Consider the following 19,242-nt stretch of genomic DNA (forward strand, 5'->3'; position numbering starts at 1 on the left):
CTTTCGGCGCGGGGCCGGGGCGGGTAAGAGACCGGCCCATGCAGCGCCTCATCCTCATGCGACACGGCAAGGCCGAACGGTCCGCGCCTGGCGGCGACGCCGCCCGGGCCCTCACCGAGCGGGGCCGTTCCGACGCGGCGCTGATGGCGGCGCTGCTGGTCAAGGAAGACCTGATTCCGGACCTGGCCCTGGTCTCGCCGGCCTTACGCACCCGCCAGACCTGGGAAGCCGCCGCCCCGGCCTTCCCCAAGGCGCGGGCCGAGGTGCTGGACGCCCTCTATCACGCCCCGGCCGCCACCATCTTCGCCGTGGCCGAGGCCTCCGGGGCCGACACGGTGATGGCCGTGGGCCACAATCCCGGCCTGCACAGCCTGATGGTCGCCCTGCTGCGCGAGGGCGGCTGTGGCCAGGCCCTGATCGGCCGGGCCGAATCGGGTTTCCCGACCGCCAGCGTCGCGGCCTTCACCTTCGATGCGGCCGGCCGGCCCAGCTATGACGGCCTGTTCCTGGCCAAGGACCATGGCGGCGGGGGCGGGGAATGAGCCTGATCTACAAGATTCTCCCGGCCGCGGAGTGGCGGGCCGCCAAGGCTGCAGGGGTGTTCGAGGGTTCGGCGGTCGACCACGCCGACGGGTTCATCCACTTCTCGACCGCCGGCCAGGCGCAGGAGACGGCGCGGCGCTATTTCGCTGGCCAGGCGGACCTCATGCTGCTGGCCGTCCGCACCGAGGGGCTGGGCGAGGCGCTGAAATGGGAGCCTTCGCGCGGTGGGGATCTCTTCCCGCACCTGTATGCGCCGCTGCCGGCGTCGGCGGTGGTCGACGCGCGGGTGCTGGAGCTGGACGCCGAAGGTGTGCCGGTGCTGGGGCTGTGACCCTCCACGATACCCTCGCCCGCGGCCTCCACGCCTTCGACGCCGAGACCGCCCATGGCCTCACCATCACCGGCCTGAAGCTGGGCCTCGGCCCCCGCGCCAAGGACCCCGAAGACCCCATCCTGACCATCGAGGTCGGCGGCCTGACCCTGACCAACCCCATTGGCCTCGCCGCCGGCTTCGACAAGAACGCCGAGGTCCCGGACGCCATGCTGGCCGCCGGCTTCGGGTTCGTGGAATGCGGCACGGTCACCCCGCTGCGCCAGGGCGGCAATCCCAAGCCCCGGCTGTTCCGGCTCTCCGAGGACCGGGCGGTGATCAACCGCATGGGCTTCAACAATCGCGGCCTGGGCCCCTTCGCCCAGCGGCTGGCGCGACGGAAACGGCGGGGGCTGGTCGGGGCCAATATCGGGGCCAACAAGGATTCGACCGACCGGGTCGGCGACTATGTGGCGGGTCTGACCCGGCTGTGGGGCCTGGCCGACTGGTTCACCGTCAACATCTCCTCGCCCAACACGCCGGGCCTGCGGGCGCTGCAGACCCGCGAGGCGCTGCAGGACCTGCTGGGCCGGCTCGCCGAAGCCCGGCGGTCGCTGGCCGGCCACGCCCCGGTCTTCCTGAAGGTGGCCCCCGACCTGGCCGACGATGAACCGGCGACCATCCTGGAGGTCGCCGCCGCCCATGGCCTGCAGGGAATCATCGTCTCCAACACCACCCTCTCGCGGCCCGACTCGCTGAAATCGCCGTTGAAGGATGAGGCCGGCGGCCTGTCCGGCCCGCCGCTGATGACCCTGTCGACCCAGATGCTGGCCCGCTTCCATGAGGCCAACAGCCAGGGCCTGGCTCTGATCGCCGCCGGCGGGGTGGCCAGCGGGGCCGACGCCTATGCCAAGATTCGCGCCGGGGCCCGGGCCGTGCAGCTCTATTCGGCCATGGTCTATGAGGGCCCCAGCCTGCCTGTGCGAATCCGCCGCGATCTGGCCGCGCTTTTGAGGGCTGATGGCTTTGCCACTCTCGGCCAGGCCGTTGGCGCTCAGTGAGGCGCCTCTCAAATTCCCCTGCCACGCGAACGGCCCTCGCGTTGCTCAGCGCGCCGGTGTGAAGTAACCCATGGGCATGGCCGACGACCGGTCGCTGCAGGAACCGGCAAAGCCGACGATCCGCCGATGGCTCTGGCCCGGCGGCCTGTCGGCGCGCCTGCTGCTGCTCACCGTGCTGTTCGTCATTGTCGGCGCCGCCCTGGTGCTGCCCCCGGCCCTGGCCGCCTTCGAGGAGCAGGAGCTGCTGGACCGGGTGCGGTCCGCGGAACTGGCCACCCTGGCCACCGCGGCCGCGCCCAACCGCAAGGTCACCCGCGAGCTCTCCAACCGCCTCCTGAACGGCGCCGAGGTGGTCTCGGTGGCGGTCAGCAGCGACGGCGCCCGCAGCCTGGTCCTCCAGGCGCCCCGATCGATGCCCACCCCCTATCTGGTCGACCTGCGCGACCAGGCCCCGGCCTCCTGGCTGGCCGGGCCGTTCCAGACCTTGTTCGGCGGGCCGGGCCGCATGGTGCGGGTGATCGCCAAGCCGCGTCTGCTGGACAACATCGACTTTATCGAGATCGTCACCCCGGACGCCCCGCTCCGCGCGGCCCTGCTGGAATATCTCGGCCGGCTGCTGGCGGTGACCCTGTTCGTCTCGGTCCTGGCCGGGCTGGCGGTCTATTTCTCGCTGAACATCTTCCTGGTCCGGCCGATCCTCAAGCTGACCCAGGCGATGGAGCGCTTCCGCGCCGACCCCGAGAGCCCGGCCGCCCGTATCGCCCCCTCGGGCCGCCGCGACGAGATCGGCCGGGCCGAGCGCGAACTGGACCTGATGCAGACCGACCTGATCGCCGCCCTCAACAGCCGGGCTCGGCTGGCCTCGCTGGGCGAGGCGGTGGCCAAGATCAATCACGACCTGCGCAACATGCTGACCAGCGCCCAGATCGCCTCCGAGCGGCTGGCGGCCATCGGCGATCCGCAGGTGGCCCGGGCCATGCCCCGCCTGGAGCGGGCCCTGGATCGGGCCATCACCCTCGCCACCGACGTCCTGACCTATGGCAAGACCCAGGAGGCCGCGCCCGAGGCCCGACCCATGGCCCTGGTCCCGGCCCTGACCGTGGCGGCCGAGGACGCCGGCCTCTCGACCCGGGGGGTGCGGCTGCGCACCGCCATTTCCGAGGAAGCCCAGGTCAACGCCGACCCCGACCAGCTGCACCGCATCCTGGTCAACCTGTTGCGCAACGCCCGCGAGGCTATCGAGGAGGCGGGACGAACGACCGGCGAGGTCGCGGTCACCCTGGTCCAGCACGACGGCGCCAGCCTGATCCGGCTGGCCGACGACGGACCGGGCGTGCCGCAGCGGGCCTTGGCGGCCCTCTTCCAGCCCTTCACCGGTTCCGCCCGGCGCGGCGGCACGGGCCTGGGCCTGGCGATTTCACGCGAACTGGCCCAGGCGCACGGCGGCGATCTGGAACTGGTCAAGACCGGGCCGCAGGGCTCGATCTTCGAACTGCGGCTGCCGGGGGCGCCGGAAGCCAGCGCGCCCGAGCAGAGGCCGAAACGCGTGCGCAAGAAAACCGCCGAGCTCTAGGGGGGCAGACTCAATTGAGCTTTAGACAATTCAATAACTTAGCATAACTTTTAATCCGCTCATCCCCGCGAAAGCGGGGACCCAGGCGTTTTTCGTAGCGGACTTGCAGTCGCCCGGGCCTGTCGGAAGCGCCCTCAACAGCAAAAAGCCTGGGTCCCCGCTTTCGCGGGGATGAGCGGTATTGAGTAATGGCTCCAGTTCTTAAGGGGCTCGGGCCACGCCCTCGCGCCGTGGGTCGGCGCCGCCTTCCAGCACGCCGCCCGGCCGCACGACGATCCCGTGCACCCCCGAATTCTCGCTCCTGTTGGGTCCCAGCAGGATGCCCCGCGCCGCCATGGCCTCGACCATGCCGGGGGCGAACAGGTTGGTGTCGCCGCCGATGGAGCCGCCCCGCGCCACCATGTTGGGCAGGTCGATGGCCTGCTGCATGGTGAGCTTCCAGTCGACGAAGCCGACGATGGTCTTCAGATTGTAGGAGATGATCGAGTTGCCGCCGGGGCTGCCCAGGGCGGCGAAGAATTTGCCCTCCTTGTCGAGCATGATGATCGGGGTCATCGACGAGCGCGGCCGCTTGCCGGGCGCCACCGCGTTGGCGGCCGGCCTGCCGTCCGGATCGGTCGGCGAGAAGGAGAAGTCGGTCAGCTGGTTGTTGAGGAAAAAGCCGTCGACCATCCGGCCTGAGCCGAACACGCTCTCCACCGTGGTGGTGATCGACACCACATTCCCCCACTGGTCGACGATGATGTAATGCGAGGTGCCGCCGGGCTCGACGGTCTTGTCGGGGCCACGGACGCCGGCGCCGGGCGGCGAGCCGAAGCTGGGCGGCGGGCCGGCCGTCTCGCCGATCAGCTTGGCGCGGCTGTCGACATAGGCGGGATCGAGCAGGCCCTTGACCGGCACGCCCGCGCCGATGTCGCCGACATAGCGGTCGCGGTCGGCGTACATCAGCCGCTCGACCTGGGCGAGTTGGACCCAGGCGACGGGGTCGTTGGGGCCCCGGCTGGCGATGTCGGTGCGCTCCAGCAGCATCAGGCCCTGGAGGAGACCGACCCCGCTCGAGGGCGGGTTGTTGGTGCAGACGATATAGACCCGGTACGAGCCGCAGAGGGCCTTGGCCTTGCGCGGCTTGAAGGCCTTGAGGTCGGCCAGGGTCAGGGTCCCGGGCAGGTCGCCGGCATGGGTGCGGGCGACGATGTCCTGGGCGATGGAGCCTTCCAGGATCGCCTTGGGGCCCTCGGCGGCGATCTTGCGCACCGTGGCGGCGTAGGCCGGGTTCTTCAGGATATCGCCGGCCTTGTATTTCGCCCCGTCAGGCTTGGTGAAATAGGCCTTGGCGTCCGGCGTCTGGGCCTGGGGGAAGGGGCTGACGATATACATGGCCAGGCGCGGCGACACGGCAAAGCCCTGATCGGCCAGCCGCTCGGCTTCGCTAAACAGGCTATTCCAGGGCAGGCGCCCGTGCTCCTTGTGGACCATGGCCAGCATGGCCACCGCGCCGGGGACGCCGGTGGAGCGGCCGCTCAGGATCGCCTGGATGACGCCCAGCGGCTTGCCGTCCGGTCCCAGGAACATGTCGGGCGTCGCGCCGGCCGGGGCGGTCTCGCGGCCGTCATAGGCGGTCACTTCGCCCGTGGCGCCGTCGTAATAGGTCATGAAGGCTCCGCCGCCGAGCCCGGACGACTGCGGCTCGACCAGGCCCAGCACCGCCTGGATCGCCACCGCCGCGTCGGCCGCCGTGCCGCCCCGGCGCAGAACCTGCAGCCCCGCCTCGACCGCCAGCGGATTGGCGGCGGCGACCATGGCGGGCTTGCCGGGGGCGGCGGCTTCCGCGGGCCTGGCCTGGAACGGCAGCCGCGCCGCCACACCCTGCGGGATGATCGAGCAGCCGGCGACAGCCAGGGCGGCGAGCAGGGCGATGGGGCGCATGGGGACTCCGCTTTTACTTCCGCTCATCCCCGCGAAAGCGGGGACCCAGGCTTTTTCAACGTCGCAACACAGGCGGGGTCAATTCTCCGCCGCGCCAGCAGGCACAAAAAACGCCTGGGTCCCCGCTTTCGCGGGGATGAGCGGAAAATAATTACAGGCTGGTTCCGCCCACGGTCAGTCCGGTGATCTTCAGCGAAGGCTGGGCGACGCCCACCGGCACGCCCTGGCCGGCCTTGCCGCAGACGCCGATGCCGGGGTCCATGGCGAAGTCGTTGCCGATCATGGTCACCCGGGTCAGGGCCGAGGGGCCGTCCCCGATCAGGGTGGCGCCCTTGACCGGGCGGGTGATCTTGCCGTCCTCGATCAGGTAGGCCTCGGTGCACTGGAAGACGAACTTGCCGTTGGTGATGTCGACCTGGCCGCCGCCCAGATGACCGCAATAGAGGCCGCGCTTGGTGGAAGCGATCATCTCCGCCGGATCGGCCGAGCCGCCCATCATCCCGGTGTTGGTCATGCGGGGCATGGGCATGTGGGCGTAGGACTCGCGGCGGGCGTTGCCGGTGGGGGTCAGGCCCATCAGCCGGGCGCTCATCCGGTCATGCATGTAGCCGACCAGGATGCCGTCCTCGATCAGGATGGTCCGCTCGGTGGGCGTGCCCTCGTCATCGACGGTCAGAGAGCCGCGCCGGCCCGGGATGGTCCCGTCGTCGAAGACGGTGACCCCGGGGGCGGCCACCCGCTCGCCGATGCGCCCGGAGAAGGCCGACAGGCCCTTGCGGTTGAAGTCGCCTTCCAGGCCGTGGCCGACCGCCTCGTGCAGCAGGACGCCGTTCCAGCCCGGACCCAGCACCACGTCCATCTCGCCGGCCGGACAGTCGGTGGCGTCGAGATTGACCAGGGCCTGGCGCAAGGCCTCGTCGACCTGGCCCTGCCAGGACTCCGGCGTCACCCAGGCGTCGAAGCTGGCCCGGCCGCCGGCCCCGGACGTGCCGGTCTCGCGCCGGCCGTCGCGCTCGACGGTGACCTGGACATTGACCCGCACCAGTGGGCGCACGTCGCGGACCAACCGGCCGTCGGCCCGCAGGATCTCGACCGTCCGCCGCTCGCCATGCATCGAGCTCATCACCTGCACGACGCGTGGGTCACGCTGGCGGGCGAAGGCGTCGATCTCCTGCAGCAGGGCGACCTTGTCGGAAAAGCCGGGGCGGGCGACCGGGTCGTCCTCGCCATAGAGCCTGGTGTTGGTGGCCCTGGGCCCCTCGGCCTGTTCGCCGCTATAGCCGCGCTTGGCCAGGCTGGCCGCGTCGGCGGCTCTGCGGATCGCCGCCGCCGAGATCTCGCTGGCATGGGCGTAGCCGGCGGTTTCGCCCGCCACCACCCGCAGGCCAAACCCCTCGCCCGAATCGTAGGAGGCGTTTTTCAGCCGTCCGTCGTCGAAGACGAAAGACTCGCTCTCGGACTTTTCCAGGAACAGCTCGCCGTCATCGGCGCCGGCCAGGGCCTGGTTCAGAATCGACTGGGCCTCGGTGGGATCGACACCGGCGGAGTCCAGCAGGGAAGGGGAAAAGGGCGCGTTCATCCCTCCGAGATAGGCGCTCGGACCGCTTTCGTCGAGGCGCGGGCGCGCCTTGTCGCGGGGTCAGGGCCCAGATCACCCGTTCTGGTCCGTCTAGCGGGTTGGCAATCCGGAAACGAGCGCGTATGGACCCCCTTGAAGACGGCAGGGTCGGGCGAAGGGGGCGCGCGTTGAATCGCGTGCGCATTCCGCAGCGCAGCGGCCATTTGGACGTGAGGCTCATGAGGGCGAGTTTGAAGGGTATGCGGAAACTGGCAGCCGGCCTGGGCGCCGGAATGCTGGCGTCATCGCTTGCGGCGAGCGCCTGGGCTGAAGACACGTTGGGTCAGCCCACGCCGAAAGGCATCGACTTCCAGCCGGCGGCGTCGGTGCTCAAGCACGACGCCATCTTCTTCCACAACGTGATCCTGCTGCCGATCATCACGGCGATCAGCCTGCTGGTGCTGGGTCTGCTGCTGTGGGTGATGATCCGCTACAACAAGAAGGCCAATCCGGTTCCGGCCAACTGGAGCCACAACACGGTGATCGAGGTCCTGTGGACCATCGTGCCGGTGCTGATCCTGGTCGGCATCGCGGTGCCGTCCTTCAGCCTGTTGTTCAAGTATCATGACATGCCGCCCGCCTACATGACGGTGAAGGCCACCGGCTATCAGTGGTACTGGGGCTATGAGTATCCCGACCAGAAGGTCGCCGAGGAGACCTCGCTGGTCCTTCCCGAAGACCAGGCCAAGGCCAAGGGCGTGCCCTACCTGCTGGCCGCGACCACCCCGATGGTGGTGCCGGTCAACAAGGTGGTCCGCGTGCAGGTGACCGCCGTCGACGTGATCCACTCGTTCGGTTTGCCCGCGTTTGGGCTCAAGACCGACGCAATCCCCGGCCGCCTGAACGAAACCTGGTTCAAGGCCGAGAAGATCGGCACCTACTACGGTCAGTGCTCTGAGCTGTGCGGCGTCGACCACGCCTACATGCCCATCGAGATCAAGGTGGTGAGCCAGGCCGATTTCGACGCCTGGGTGGCCTCCAAGACCACGCCCGCCACGCCGGCCGCCGCGCCGGCCCAGACCGCCGCAGCAGGGGCCGCCGCCGCTCCCGCCGCGCCCGCCACCACGACGCCGCCGGCCGCAGCTCCCGCTGCGCCCGCGGCCAAGCTTTGATTCGCGAAGGTAGACCGATGGCTTACGCCGCCGCCGCGCACGACGATCATGCCCATACGCCGGGCTTCTTCACCCGCTGGTTCTTCTCGACCAACCACAAGGACATCGGCACCCTCTACATCCTGTTCGCCATCATGGCGGGCCTGCTGGGTGGCGCCCTCTCTGGCCTGATCCGCTGGGAACTGGCCGAGCCGGGCATCCAGGTCTTCAAGGCCGGCAGCTGGCTGGCCCAGTACATGCCGCTGATCGAGGCGTCCAAGCACGGCTACAACGTGGTGGTCACCGGCCACGCCCTGATCATGATCTTCTTCATGGTCATGCCCGCCATGATCGGCGGGTTTGGCAACTGGTTCGTCCCGATCATGATCGGCGCGCCGGACATGGCCTTCCCGCGGATGAACAACATCTCGTTCTGGCTGCTGGTCGCCGCCTTCGTGCTGCTGGTGACCTCGATGTTCGTCGACGGCGGCCCCGGCCACGGCTTCGGCGGCGGCTGGACCATCTATCCGCCGCTCTCGACCATCGGCCATACCGGGCCCTCGATGGACCTGGCGATCTTCTCGCTGCACCTGGCCGGCGCCAGCTCGATCCTGGGCGCCATCAACTTCATCACCACCATCTTCAACATGCGCGCCCCGGGGATGACCATCCACCGCATGCCGCTGTTCGTGTGGTCGATCCTGGTCACCGTCTTCCTGCTGCTGCTGGCCCTGCCGGTCCTGGCCGGCGCCATCACCATGCTGCTGACCGACCGCAACTTCGGGACCCACTTCTTCGATCCCGCCGGCGGCGGCGACCCGGTGATGTTCCAGCACCTGTTCTGGTTCTTCGGCCACCCGGAAGTCTACATCCTGATCCTGCCCGGGTTCGGGATGATCAGCCACATCGTCTCGACCTTCTCGCGCAAGCCCGTCTTCGGCTACCTGCCCATGGCCTACGCCATGGTGGCCATCGGCTTCGTCGGCTTCCTGGTCTGGGCCCACCACATGTACACCGTGGGCATGGGCATCAACCTGCGGGCCTATTTCGTGGCCGCCACCATGGTCATCGCGGTGCCCACGGGCGTGAAGATCTTCTCCTGGATCGCCACGATGTGGGGCGGGTCGATCGACTTCAAGACGCCCATGCTGTGGGCGATCGGCTTCATCTTCCTGTTCACCATCGGCGGCGTCACCGGCGTGGTGCTGGCCAATGCCGGCGTCGACTACAGCCTGCACGACACCTACTACGTGGTCGCCCACTTCCACTACGTGCTCAGCCTGGGCGCGGTGTTCGCCATCTTCGCCGGCTTCTACTATTGGTTCGAGAAGATGTGGGGCGTGAAATACAACGAGGCCCTGGGCTGCATCCACTTCTGGATCACCTTCGTCGGCGTCAACGTGATCTTCTTCCCGCAGCACTTCCTGGGCCTGCAGGGCATGCCGCGCCGCGACATCGACTACACCCCGGCCTTCCGCTACTGGAACCACATCTCATCGATCGGCTACCTGATCACCCTGGTCGGCGTGGGGGTGTTCCTGGTCATGCTGCTCGAGGCGGCCATCCGCCGCCGCAAGGCCGAGGCCAATCCCTGGGGCGAAGGCGCCACCACCCTGGAATGGACCCTGCCTTCGCCGCCGCCGTTCCACCAGTTCAACGAGCTGCCCGAGATCAAGGCCGAGGACGGCCACTGATACCGAACGCAGCCAAAGCGTAACCTTCGGGGCGCGGGGCTTTTCAAGCGCCGCGCCCCCTTAGCATTCCGAAAGACCCGCCTTGACCAAGCCCGCCGCCATTACGCCAGCAAGCGCCTCCACGGCGTCGGCGCTGTGGACGGACTATCTGCAGCTGCTCAAGCCGCGGGTGATGAGCCTGGTGGTGTTCACCGCCCTGACGGGCCTGGTCTGCGCCGGCAAGCCGATCAACCCGATCATCGCCTTCGTGGCCATCCTCTGCATCGCGGTGGGGGCGGGGGCTTCGGCCTCGCTCAACATGTGGTTCGACGCCGACATCGACGCCAAGATGCGGCGCACCCGCGGCCGGCCGGTGCCGATGGGCAAGGTGGCCGGGGTCGAGGCTCTGACGCTCGGCGTGGTGCTGTCGCTGTTTTCCGTCATGTTCATGGGCATGACGACCAACTGGCTGGCGGCCGGCCTGCTGGCCTTCACCATCCTGTTCTACGCCGTGATCTACACCATGTGGCTCAAGCGCTGGACGGCCCAGAACATCGTCATCGGCGGCCTGGCCGGGGCGCTGCCGCCGGCCATCGGCTGGGCGGCGGCCTCGGGCTCGACCCCGCTCAACGCCTGGCTGCTGGTGGCCATCATCTTCCTGTGGACCCCGCCGCACTTCTGGGCCCTGGCCCTCTACACCAGCGACGACTACGCCAGGGTGGGCGTGCCGATGATGCCGGTGGTCAAGGGCGCGGCCTCCACCCGCCGCCAGATCCTCGGCTACAGCCTGGTGCTGATCCCCGTCTGCCTGGCCCCCGCCGTCACGGGCCTGGGCGGCCCGGCCTATCTGGCGGTCTCGGCCCTGGGCGGGGCGGTCTTCCTGCTGCTGGCCTGGCGGGTGTTCAGGTCGCGGGCCGGCGACGCCCCGGGCGAGCGTGAGGAGGGCCTCTACGACGTCAAGGCCGCCGCCAAGGACGCCCGCAACCTCTTTGCCTTCTCCATCCTCTACCTGACCCTGCTGTTCGCGGCCCTGCTGGTCGAGAAGTTCGCCGGCATCGCGCCGCTGCCCAACCTGACCGGCCCCTTCTTCAGTGGATTGGCCTGATGCCCAACCCCTTCAACGAGACCGACGAACAGGCCAAGGCCCGCAAGGGGCGCAGCCTCGCCATCGCGCTGGGCCTGGTGGTCTTCATCATCCTGATCTTCGTGGTCTCGATCGTGAACATGGGAGGGGCGATTGCAAACCGGCCCCTCTAAGCGCCGCAACGCCCTGGTCGCGGTCGTCTGCCTGGGCGTCTTCGCCGGCATGGTCGGCGCGGCCTATGCCGCCGTGCCGCTCTACAAGGCCTTCTGCCAGCTGACCGGCTATGACGGCACGGTGCGCCAGGCCGCCAAGGCGCCGGACAAGGCGCTGGACCGGACCATCGTCATCCGCTTCGACACCAACGTCCGGGACCTGCCCTTCGACTTCAAGGCCAGGCAGCTGACCCAGACGCTGAAGATCGGCGAGACGGGCCTGGCCTATTTCACGGTCACCAACACCAGCGACAAACCCTATACCGCCCGGGCCAGCTACAATGTGCTGCCCGAGCAGGCCGGGGCCTATTTCCAGAAGCTGCAATGCTTCTGTTTCTCGGACCAGACGATCGGGCCGCACCAGACCATGGAGTTCCCGGTGCTGTATTTCGTCGATCCGAAATACGCCGATGATTTCGAGACCCGCGGTTCAGGCGAGGTCACTCTGTCCTACACCTTCTTCCCGGTGGACCAGAAACGCGCCGAGAGCGCCTCTGGACCCCTTGGCGGAAAGGTGAAGGCAGGGCTATAGCAGGCAGGATTCGTCGGGACCCCCAGGGGGCCCGCGTGAGGGGAAGAAGGTTAAGGCACGACATGGCCCACGACGGCGTCAAGCACGACTACCATCTCGTCAATCCGAGCCACTATCCGTTGCTCGGTTCGATCGCCGCCACCGTCATGCTGATGGGCGTGGTCGTCGGCATGAAGGGATTGTTCGGCATTCCCAAGGGCAACTGGATCATGGCCATCGGCGGCCTGGCCGGCGTGCTCTACACCATGCTCGGCTGGTGGATGCAGGTGACCAAGGAAGCCAACCAGGGGGACCACACCCCGGTGGTCTCCATCGGCCTGCGCTACGGCATGATCCTGTTCATCGCTTCGGAAGTGATGTTCTTCGTCGCCTGGTTCTGGATCTTCTTCGAGATGGCCCTGTTCTCGGGCCACCGCGTCCTGACCCCCGAGGTCGGCAATTTCGAAGGCGTCGCCGAAGCCTGGAAGACCTGGCCGCCCAAGGGCATCGAACTGGTGCCGGCCTTCCACCTGCCGCTGATCAACACCCTGACCCTGCTGCTCTCGGGCACCACGGTGACCTGGGCCCACCACGCCCTGCAGCAGGGCGACCGCAAGAGCGCCAAGATCGGCCTCTTCCTGACCATCCTGCTGGGCGTGCTGTTCACCTCGATCCAGGCCTATGAGTACCACCACATCCTGACCGAGAAGCTGTTCTACTCCGAAGAGGCGGCCAATGCCGGCCTCTATGGCTCGTCCTTCTTCATGGCCACGGGCTTCCACGGCTTCCACGTGCTGATCGGGACCATCTTCCTGACCGTCTGCTTCCTGCGCCTGCTGGGCGGCGGCTTCAGCCCCAAACAGCATTTCGGGTTCGAGGCGGCGGCCTGGTACTGGCACTTCGTCGACGTGGTCTGGCTGTTCCTGTTCGCCTTCATCTACGTGATCTTCGGGACCACAAACTGAGCGTGACCAACCCGTACCTGGCGGGGGCGGCGGGCCGCTGTCCCCAGTGCGGCGAAGGGCATCTGTTCGAGGGCTTCCTCAAGGTGTCCCAGACCTGCGAGGCCTGCGGTTTCGACCTCTCCAAGGCCGACAGCGGTGACGGCCCCGCCGTCTTCGTGATCATGATCGCCGGCTTCCTGATGGCGTTCGGGACGCTGTTCTCGCTGTTCGCCTTCCATTGGCCGGTCTGGCTGGTCCTGGCCTTCTGGATGCCGATGACCGTGGTGACCTGCCTCGGCCTGCTGCGGCCCATGAAGGGCCTGCTGGTCGCCGCCCAGTTCGTGCACAAGGCCTCGCAAGCCGGACGCCATGACGTCTGAGACGTCCGAGCGGGGCAGCCGTTTTCCGATCGGCCTGACCATCGCCACGGCCATCGCCATGGCCATTCTGATCGGCCTTGGGGTCTGGCAGCTCCAGCGGCTGGCCTGGAAACAGAACCTGCTCGCCCAGATCGCCGCCCGCAGCACAGCGCCGGCCGTGTCGCTGGATGCGGGCCTGGCCAGCGCCGAGAACCCGGAGTTCACCCGGGTCCGGGTGGTCTGCCCGGGCCTGGCGACCGCCCGCTTCGTGGCCATCTACGCCATCGGCGAGGGCCAGGCCGGCGACCGGCTGGTCTCGCTCTGCCATCCCACCGACTCGAAGCTGGCCCTGCTGGTCGACCGCGGCTTCGTCGCCGGCACGATCTCGGCCCGCCCGCCCCAGACCGAGAGCCAGACGCCGGTCGCCATCGTCGGCCTGCTGCGCCGGGGCGACCACGGCAACGCCTTCACCCCGCCGCCGCAGGACGGCCGCTTCTTCAGCCGCGACCTGGCCGCCATCGGCAAGGCCCTGGGCGCGACCCGCCCGCTGGCCCCGCTGATGCTCAGCGCCGAGACCTCCAGCAATCCCGAGTGGAAGGCGCTGGTCCCCGCGCCGCTGCCCAGCGACATCCCCAACCGCCACCTGGAATACGCCCTGACCTGGTTCGGCCTTGCCGGGGCCCTGGCCGCCGTCTATGGCGCCATGCTCTGGCGACGTCGGAAGGCATAATGAACTACATCTCCACCCGTTCGGGCTGCGGGCCTGACTCGCCGCCTATCGGATTCCTGGACGCGGTGCTGGCCGGCCTGGCCCCCGACGGCGGCCTCTATGTGCCGCAGACCTGGCCCGCCTTCACGCCCGAAGAGATCGCCGCGTTCGGCGGCAAGCCCTACCATCAGGTCGCCGCCGCCGTGCTGGGCCGCTTCGCCGGCGATGAGATTCCCGCCGACGTCCTCGGCGACATGTGCCGCGAGGCCTATGACAGCTTCAGCCACGCGGCCACCGCGCCGCTGAAGCAGCTCTATCCCGACACCTATCTGCTGGAGCTGTTCCACGGCCCGACCCTGGCCTTCAAGGACGTGGCCATGCAGCTGCTGGGCCGGCTCTACGACTATGCTCTCAAGCGCCAGGGCCGGAAGATCACCATCCTGGCCGCCACCAGCGGCGACACCGGCGGAGCGGCGGTCGAGGCTTTCCGGGGCCGCAGCAACGTCAACATCGTCGTGCTCTTCCCCGATGGCCGGATCAGCGAGGTCCAGCGCCGGTTCATGACCACGGCGACCGAGGCCAATGTCCGCTGCGTGGCCGTGCAGGGCACCTTCGACGACTGCCAGGGCATCCTGAAGGCCGCCTTCCAGGACGACCAGTTCCGCACCGCCGTCGACCTGTCGGCGGTCAACTCGATCAATTTCGCCCGCATCGCCGCCCAGTGCGTCTACTACTTCACCGCCGCCGTGGCCCTGGGCGCGCCGGCCACTTCGCCGGCCTTCGTGGTCCCAACCGGCAATTTCGGCGACGCCTTCGCCGGCTATGTCGCCCACGCCATGGGCCTGCCGATCAGCCGCATCCTGACCGCCACCAACAGCAACGACATCGTCGCCCGCGCCTTCACCGAAGGGCGCTACAGCCGCGGCGTCGTCGCCCCGACCCAGAGCCCGGCCATGGACATCCAGGTCGCCTCCAACTTCGAGCGCCTCTATTTCGAATGCGCCCGCCGCGACGGGCTTGAGACCGGCCGCGCCTTCCAGGCCTTCGCCAGCACCGGCGGCCTGGACATCCCGCCCGCGGCGCTCGCCGCCATGCGCGACCTCTTCGCCGGCGCCTCGGTCAGCGAGACCGACACCTCGGCCGCCATGGTTTCGACCCTCAACGAGACCGGCGAACTGATCGATCCCCACACCGCCGTGGCCGTGGCCGCCGCTCGCCGCCTGGGCTCGCCCAGCCCCTACGCGCCGCAGATCGTGCTCTCCACCGCCCATCCGGCCAAGTTCACCGAAGCCGTCCACGCCGCCACCGGCGTCATCCCGCCCTCGCCGCGCGGCGCCGGCGAGCTTGCCGCCCGGCCCGAGCGCTTCGACCGCCTGCCCGCCGATGGCGAGGCGGTGAAGGCCTATGTCCGCGATTTCGCCATCGGATGAGCGCCCGCCTGCACCGCCTGACCACCGGCGTCCGCGTCATCTGCGATCCGATGCCGGGGCTGGAGACCCTGGCCCTGTCGGTCGTGGCCGGCCGGGGCGCCCGCTACGAGGACGAGGCCCGCTCTGGCTGGTCGCACCTGCTCGAGCACATGGTGTTCAAGGGCGCCGGCGACCGCTCGGCCCGCGAGATCGTCGAGGTCATCGAGCAGGAAGGCGGCCAGCTCAACGCCGCCACCGGCTATGAGCGCACCAGCTTCCAGGTGCGGGCCCTGAAGGGCGGCCTGGACTTAGGGATGGCCGTCGTCGCCGACCTGGTCCTGCGTCCCACTCTCGACGCCGGCGACCTGAAGAAGGAAAAGCAGGTGGTCGGCCAGGAGATCGCCGAGGCCGCCGACACCCCCGACGACCTGGTCTTCGAACTGGCCCAGGCCGCCTGCTGGCAGGGTCAGTCGCTGGGCCGGCCGATCCTGGGTACGGTCAAATCCATCAAGCCCGCCGACCCGGCCGCTCTCGCCGCCTGGCGCGCCGCCCTCTACGCCCCCGACCGCCTGGTGGTCAGCGCCGCCGGGGCGGTGGATGAGGCCGAACTGCTGGCCCTGGCCGAGCGCGAGTTCGGCCATCTGCCCGCGCAGGCCGGCGCGCCGGTCCCACCGCCCGCCGTCTTCACCGCCGGTGTCGCCGCCAAGGACCGCCGGCTGGAACAGGCGCATCTGGTCCTGCTGCTGCCCGCCCCTGGCGCAGGGGACGACGACTATTTCCCGCTCCGCGTCTTCGTCGAGGCTCTGGGCGGCGGCATGTCCTCGCGCCTGTTCCAGGAGGCCCGCGAGAAGCGCGGCCTGGCCTACGCCATCGACGCCTATGCCGAGACCCATCCCGATGGCGGGGTGCTGGGCGTCTATGCCGGCTGCGCGGCCAAGGACGCCGCCGAACTGGCCAAGGTCACCGCCGGTGAAATCCTCGACCTGGGCGCTTCGATCGGCGCCGCCGAACTGGCCCGGGCCAAGGCCCAGCTCAAGGCCTCGATGTTCATGGGCCGCGAACAGCCGCTGAACCGCGCCGAGCAGTCGGCGGGCCAGATTCTGCTGTTCGACCGCCTGTTCACCGCCGCCGACCTGGCCGCCGCCATCGACGCGGTGACGCCCGCCGACATCGCCCGCCTGGCCGGCCGGCTGGTGGGGCCGAAGCTGTCGGTGGGTTCGGTGCTGGGGTCGAAGGCGGCCCTGTCGGCGCCCGCCGCGTTCGAGACGGCGCTTTTCGGCGCTTGACCAAATCGGTCAAGGGCGCACCTTTCCGCCATGGCGATGCTGGACTGGATGTCGACGGAAAGCGGCCTGCGGCTGGACGGCGGCATCGTCGGCCTGCGGCCCCCCCGCATGTCCGATCACGCCGAATGGTCCCAGCTGCGCCACGAATCCCGCGCCTTCCTGCAGCCCTGGGAGCCGACCTGGGCCGAGGACGACCTGACCCGCCCGGCCTATCGCCGGCGGCTGGACGCCTGGCGGCGGGACATGGATCTGGGGCTGGCCTATCCCTTCTTCGTCTTCAACCGCGAGGACGACGCCCTGGTCGGCGGGGTCACCCTCTCCAACGTCCGGCGGGGTGTCGCCCAGACCGGCACGCTGGGCTACTGGGCCGGCCAGAAGTTCGCGCGGCGCGGCTATATCCTGGCGGGGGTGAAGGCAGTCAGCCGCTTCAGTTTCGGCGCCCTGGCCCTCTCGCGCCTGGAAGCGGCCTGCCTGAAAGCCAACGAACCCTCGGCCAACCTTCTGCTCAAAGCAGGGTTCACCGAAGAGGGATTTGCCAAGGCTTATTTGAAAATTAACGGCGTTTGGCGAGATCATCGTCTGTTCGGACTGATCTCCCGCGACCGTGCGCGAGACAGCGCCGAATAGGGTGGCCGGTAAAACCGGTATCTGGTCCGGGAATGGCGTCCTTCGGGAGTGAGCGCAGAGGCTGGGACGCGACCGCGACGCTCGAGGCGTTGGGCGGCGCTGAAGTCGTGCTCTGGACCTGGGAGCCCGAGCTCGACCGCCTGCGCGTCTATGGCCCCGCCCGGTCGCTGGGCATGGGTCCGCTGGCCCCCGAATGCTCCTCCGCCGCCTTCCGCGCCCTGGCCCAGCCGCAAGATCGGGCCAGCGCCGACGACCTGTTGCGCATTCACGACCCCGGCATGGAAATCGCCGTCCGCCTGCGCATGCGTGGCGGGCCGATCTGCGTCTGGCGCGGGGTCTGGCTGGAAGAGGGCGTGCGCGCCACCGGCCTGGCGGCGCTGGAAATGCGGTTCGCCGCCGCGGAGACCGATCCGCTGACCGGGCTGCTCGATCGCCGCAGCTTCATCACCCGGGCCCGCGAGCGCCTGCAGACGCCGGGCCGCCACGAACTGGTCGTCGCCGACCTGGACCGCCTGCGCCGCCTGAACGAGGCCCTGGGTCACGAGCGGGCCGACCTGGTGCTGGCCGCCCTGGGCTCGCGCCTGGCCGCCGCCTTCCCGGCCGGGGCCATCATGGCCCGGGTCGGTGAGGACGAGTTCGCCGTGCTGGCCGCCCCCGGCCGGAGCGACGCCGCCGAGACCCTGCGCCTGGCGCTGGAACAGCCGCTGCGGGTCGCCGGCTTCGACATTCACCCCACCCTCTCGGTCGGCGCGGTCGACGTCGAGGGCGGCGAAGACGCGCCGGAAGCGGCCGAGATGCTGCGCCGGGCCGAACTGGCCGTGGAGAACGCCAAGGCCAATGGCGGCCGCGGCGGCGCCGCCGCCTATGGCCGGGCCATGGAAAGCGACGGCCTCTCGCGCCTGGCGCTCGAAGCCGATCTGCGCGGCGCCGTGGCCCGGGGCGAGATCGTGCCGTTCTTCCAGCCGATCGTGCGCCTCTCGACCGGCGCCCTGGCCGGGTTCGAGGCCCTCTGCCGCTGGCGCCACCCGCGCCGGGGCCTGCTGCCGCCCGACGAATTTTTGCCATTGGCCGAGGAGATGGGGCTGATGAGCGAACTGGGGGCGCACATGATGCGCTCCTCGGCCCGCCAGCTGGCGGCCTGGCGCGACAGCCATGCCCTGGCCGGCGACTTCACGGTCAGCGTCAACCTCTCCACCGGCGAGATCCACCGCGACAACCTGGTCGAGGACATCACCGGCATCATCGCCAAATACAAGCTGCCGCCCAAGGTGCTCAAACTGGAGATCACCGAGAGCGACATCATGCAGAACCCCGAGGCCGCGGCGAAAGTGCTGCAGCGCCTGCGCGCGGCGGGGGCCGGCCTGGCGCTGGACGACTTCGGAACGGGGTTCTCGTCGCTGAGCTACCTGACCCGCCTGCCGTTCGACACCCTGAAGATCGACCGCTATTTCGTGCGGACGATGAGCGTCAACGAGGGCTCGGCCACCATCGTCAAGTCGGTGATCCAGCTGGGCCAGGACCTCAACCTCGAGGTCGTCGCCGAGGGGGTCGAGAACGCGGTGATGGCCGGCGGGCTGATGCAGCTGGGCTGCGACTACGGCCAGGGCTTCGGCTACGCCCCGCCGCTGTCGCCCCAGGAGGCCGAGGTCTATCTGAACGAAAGCTATGTGGACGGGGCGGCGCCGGTCCGCACCCGCGGCTAGGCGCGGCCTGCGCTGCCCGACAGCGCCCCGGCATTGACCCCCAACACGCCCAGCGCCCGCGACCACTTGTGCTCGTGGTCGTCGTCGAAGATCAGCGCCTCGTCGGGCTCGGCGACCAGCCAGACATTCTCACGCACCTCGCGCTCCAGCTGGCCAGGGCCCCAGCCGGCATAGCCCAGCGCCAGAAAGGCCTTCCGCGGCGCGCCGTCCTGCGCCAGGGCCTCGAGCACATCGCGCGAGGTGGTCAGGGCCAGGCCGTGGTTGATCGGCAGGGTGGCGCCCTCGCAGGCATAGTCGTCGGTGTGCAGCACGAAGCCGCGCTCGCGCTCGACCGGCCCGCCGACCAGCACCGCGTCCAGCCGGGTTGGCGTCGCGCCGTGGGTGTCGACGCCCAGCTTTTCCAGCAGGTCGGGGATGTTGAGGCCGTCGACGGGGCGGTTCACCGCCAGGCCCATGGCGTGCTCCTCGTCGTGACGGCAGAGGTAGACCACCGCCCGCTCGAAGCGGTCGTCGCCGATGCCGGGCATGGCGATCAGCAGCTTGCCGGTCAGGAATTCGCCCTCGGTGGGATCGTGCATGGGGGAAAGATCGTTCCGGAAGTCG

Annotated in this window: 19 protein-coding genes; 16 read left to right on the forward strand and 3 right to left on the reverse strand. The window is 69.2% G+C overall.

Features of this window, described 5'->3' with window-relative positions; all coding sequences use genetic code 11:
* Nucleotides 1-38 precede the first annotated feature (38 nt).
* The 4 genes from QO010_RS22210 to QO010_RS22225 all read left to right on the forward strand — a co-directional run bounded on the left by QO010_RS22210 (nucleotide 39) and on the right by QO010_RS22225 (nucleotide 3,487).
* Nucleotides 39-542, forward strand: coding sequence for a SixA phosphatase family protein (locus tag QO010_RS22210; RefSeq protein ID WP_307352793.1), 504 nt, complete (start codon nucleotides 39-41; stop codon nucleotides 540-542).
* Nucleotides 539-874: a DUF952 domain-containing protein gene (locus QO010_RS22215; RefSeq protein WP_307352794.1), complete on the forward strand. Its 336-nt coding sequence runs from the start codon at nucleotides 539-541 to the stop codon at nucleotides 872-874. Before QO010_RS22210 ends, QO010_RS22215 begins: the two co-directional genes overlap by 4 nt.
* On the forward strand, nucleotides 871-1,914 hold the full coding sequence (locus QO010_RS22220) for a quinone-dependent dihydroorotate dehydrogenase (protein ID WP_307352796.1): 1,044 nt from the start codon (nucleotides 871-873) through the stop codon (nucleotides 1,912-1,914). The genes QO010_RS22215 and QO010_RS22220 overlap by 4 nt, the downstream gene beginning before the upstream one ends.
* A 70-nt stretch (nucleotides 1,915-1,984) precedes the next feature.
* Nucleotides 1,985-3,487, forward strand: coding sequence for a sensor histidine kinase (locus QO010_RS22225; protein ID WP_370873844.1), 1,503 nt, complete (start codon nucleotides 1,985-1,987; stop codon nucleotides 3,485-3,487).
* A 201-nt stretch (nucleotides 3,488-3,688) separates the two neighbouring features.
* Here QO010_RS22225 and ggt read toward each other — a convergent pair whose 3' ends face one another.
* Nucleotides 3,689-5,413, reverse strand: a complete 1,725-nt coding sequence (gene ggt, locus QO010_RS22230) for a gamma-glutamyltransferase (RefSeq protein WP_307352798.1) — start codon at nucleotides 5,411-5,413, stop codon at nucleotides 3,689-3,691.
* A gap of 151 nt (nucleotides 5,414-5,564) precedes the next feature.
* The gene (gene tldD, locus QO010_RS22235; protein ID WP_307352799.1) at nucleotides 5,565-6,992 is read right to left on the reverse strand and encodes a metalloprotease TldD; all 1,428 of its coding nucleotides are present in this window, start codon (nucleotides 6,990-6,992) and stop codon (nucleotides 5,565-5,567) included.
* A 239-nt stretch (nucleotides 6,993-7,231) separates the two neighbouring features.
* Between tldD and coxB the strand changes: the two genes are divergently transcribed.
* From coxB to QO010_RS22295, 12 genes are all read left to right on the forward strand, one after another.
* Nucleotides 7,232-8,143: a cytochrome c oxidase subunit II gene (gene coxB / locus QO010_RS22240; protein ID WP_370873845.1), complete on the forward strand. Its 912-nt coding sequence runs from the start codon at nucleotides 7,232-7,234 to the stop codon at nucleotides 8,141-8,143.
* 17 nt (nucleotides 8,144-8,160) lie between these two features.
* Nucleotides 8,161-9,816 (forward strand): cytochrome c oxidase subunit I, encoded by a 1,656-nt coding sequence (gene ctaD / locus QO010_RS22245; RefSeq protein WP_307352801.1) that lies wholly within the window; start codon nucleotides 8,161-8,163, stop codon nucleotides 9,814-9,816.
* A gap of 82 nt (nucleotides 9,817-9,898) precedes the next feature.
* Entirely contained in the window at nucleotides 9,899-10,900 is a 1,002-nt protein-coding gene (gene cyoE / locus QO010_RS22250; RefSeq protein ID WP_307352802.1) for a heme o synthase, read from the forward strand.
* Nucleotides 10,900-11,052, forward strand: coding sequence for a cytochrome c oxidase system small membrane protein (locus tag QO010_RS22255; protein WP_307352803.1), 153 nt, complete (start codon nucleotides 10,900-10,902; stop codon nucleotides 11,050-11,052). The genes cyoE and QO010_RS22255 overlap by 1 nt, the downstream gene beginning before the upstream one ends.
* Nucleotides 11,053-11,101: 49 nt before the next feature.
* The gene (locus tag QO010_RS22260) at nucleotides 11,102-11,623 is read left to right on the forward strand and encodes a cytochrome c oxidase assembly protein (RefSeq protein WP_307352846.1); all 522 of its coding nucleotides are present in this window, start codon (nucleotides 11,102-11,104) and stop codon (nucleotides 11,621-11,623) included.
* A 62-nt stretch (nucleotides 11,624-11,685) separates the two neighbouring features.
* A complete protein-coding gene (locus QO010_RS22265; RefSeq protein WP_307352804.1) occupies nucleotides 11,686-12,567 on the forward strand; it encodes a cytochrome c oxidase subunit 3 in 882 nt (293 codons plus the stop codon).
* Complete coding sequence (locus tag QO010_RS22270) at nucleotides 12,564-12,926, forward strand: DUF983 domain-containing protein (RefSeq protein WP_307352847.1); 363 nt, start codon at nucleotides 12,564-12,566, stop codon at nucleotides 12,924-12,926. The genes QO010_RS22265 and QO010_RS22270 overlap by 4 nt, the downstream gene beginning before the upstream one ends.
* Nucleotides 12,916-13,635 carry an SURF1 family protein gene (locus QO010_RS22275; protein ID WP_307352805.1) on the forward strand — a complete coding sequence of 240 codons (720 nt, stop codon included), beginning with the start codon at nucleotides 12,916-12,918 and terminating at the stop codon, nucleotides 13,633-13,635. The genes QO010_RS22270 and QO010_RS22275 overlap by 11 nt, the downstream gene beginning before the upstream one ends.
* Complete coding sequence (gene thrC / locus QO010_RS22280) at nucleotides 13,635-15,044, forward strand: threonine synthase (protein ID WP_307352806.1); 1,410 nt, start codon at nucleotides 13,635-13,637, stop codon at nucleotides 15,042-15,044. The genes QO010_RS22275 and thrC overlap by 1 nt, the downstream gene beginning before the upstream one ends.
* Nucleotides 15,041-16,309, forward strand: a complete 1,269-nt coding sequence (locus QO010_RS22285; protein WP_307352807.1) for a M16 family metallopeptidase — start codon at nucleotides 15,041-15,043, stop codon at nucleotides 16,307-16,309. The genes thrC and QO010_RS22285 overlap by 4 nt, the downstream gene beginning before the upstream one ends.
* Before the next feature lie 30 nt (nucleotides 16,310-16,339).
* Nucleotides 16,340-16,936 carry a GNAT family N-acetyltransferase gene (locus tag QO010_RS22290; protein WP_307352808.1) on the forward strand — a complete coding sequence of 199 codons (597 nt, stop codon included), beginning with the start codon at nucleotides 16,340-16,342 and terminating at the stop codon, nucleotides 16,934-16,936.
* 32 nt (nucleotides 16,937-16,968) lie between these two features.
* Nucleotides 16,969-18,639, forward strand: a complete 1,671-nt coding sequence (locus QO010_RS22295; protein WP_307352809.1) for a putative bifunctional diguanylate cyclase/phosphodiesterase — start codon at nucleotides 16,969-16,971, stop codon at nucleotides 18,637-18,639.
* On the opposite strand, the gene QO010_RS22300 is transcribed toward QO010_RS22295, so the two are convergent.
* Entirely contained in the window at nucleotides 18,636-19,217 is a 582-nt protein-coding gene (locus QO010_RS22300) for a YqgE/AlgH family protein (protein WP_307352810.1), read from the reverse strand. The two genes, QO010_RS22295 and QO010_RS22300, sit on opposite strands and share 4 nt — an antisense overlap.
* Between the last annotated feature and the right edge of the window lie 25 nt (nucleotides 19,218-19,242).

The organism is Caulobacter ginsengisoli (assembly GCF_030814835.1).
Taxonomy (GTDB): Bacteria; Pseudomonadota; Alphaproteobacteria; order Caulobacterales; family Caulobacteraceae; genus Caulobacter; species Caulobacter ginsengisoli.

Bases quoted from the DNA above. Each gene is read 5' to 3' on its own strand.
- QO010_RS22210 (WP_307352793.1), top strand. From the start codon at position 39: ATGCAGCGCCTCATCCTCATGCGACACGGCAAGGCCGAACGGTCCGCG.
- QO010_RS22215 (WP_307352794.1), top strand. From the start codon at position 539: ATGAGCCTGATCTACAAGATTCTCCCGGCCGCGGAGTGGCGGGCCGCC.
- QO010_RS22225 (WP_370873844.1), top strand. From the start codon at position 1,985: ATGGGCATGGCCGACGACCGGTCGCTGCAGGAACCGGCAAAGCCGACG.
- ggt (WP_307352798.1), bottom strand. From the start codon at position 5,413: ATGCGCCCCATCGCCCTGCTCGCCGCCCTGGCTGTCGCCGGCTGCTCG.
- tldD (WP_307352799.1), bottom strand. From the start codon at position 6,992: ATGAACGCGCCCTTTTCCCCTTCCCTGCTGGACTCCGCCGGTGTCGAT.
- coxB (WP_370873845.1), top strand. From the start codon at position 7,232: ATGCGGAAACTGGCAGCCGGCCTGGGCGCCGGAATGCTGGCGTCATCG.
- ctaD (WP_307352801.1), top strand. From the start codon at position 8,161: ATGGCTTACGCCGCCGCCGCGCACGACGATCATGCCCATACGCCGGGC.
- QO010_RS22255 (WP_307352803.1), top strand. From the start codon at position 10,900: ATGCCCAACCCCTTCAACGAGACCGACGAACAGGCCAAGGCCCGCAAG.
- QO010_RS22260 (WP_307352846.1), top strand. From the start codon at position 11,102: ATGGTCGGCGCGGCCTATGCCGCCGTGCCGCTCTACAAGGCCTTCTGC.
- QO010_RS22265 (WP_307352804.1), top strand. From the start codon at position 11,686: ATGGCCCACGACGGCGTCAAGCACGACTACCATCTCGTCAATCCGAGC.
- QO010_RS22275 (WP_307352805.1), top strand. From the start codon at position 12,916: ATGACGTCTGAGACGTCCGAGCGGGGCAGCCGTTTTCCGATCGGCCTG.
- thrC (WP_307352806.1), top strand. From the start codon at position 13,635: ATGAACTACATCTCCACCCGTTCGGGCTGCGGGCCTGACTCGCCGCCT.
- QO010_RS22285 (WP_307352807.1), top strand. From the start codon at position 15,041: ATGAGCGCCCGCCTGCACCGCCTGACCACCGGCGTCCGCGTCATCTGC.
- QO010_RS22290 (WP_307352808.1), top strand. From the start codon at position 16,340: ATGGCGATGCTGGACTGGATGTCGACGGAAAGCGGCCTGCGGCTGGAC.
- QO010_RS22295 (WP_307352809.1), top strand. From the start codon at position 16,969: ATGGCGTCCTTCGGGAGTGAGCGCAGAGGCTGGGACGCGACCGCGACG.
- QO010_RS22300 (WP_307352810.1), bottom strand. From the start codon at position 19,217: ATGCACGATCCCACCGAGGGCGAATTCCTGACCGGCAAGCTGCTGATC.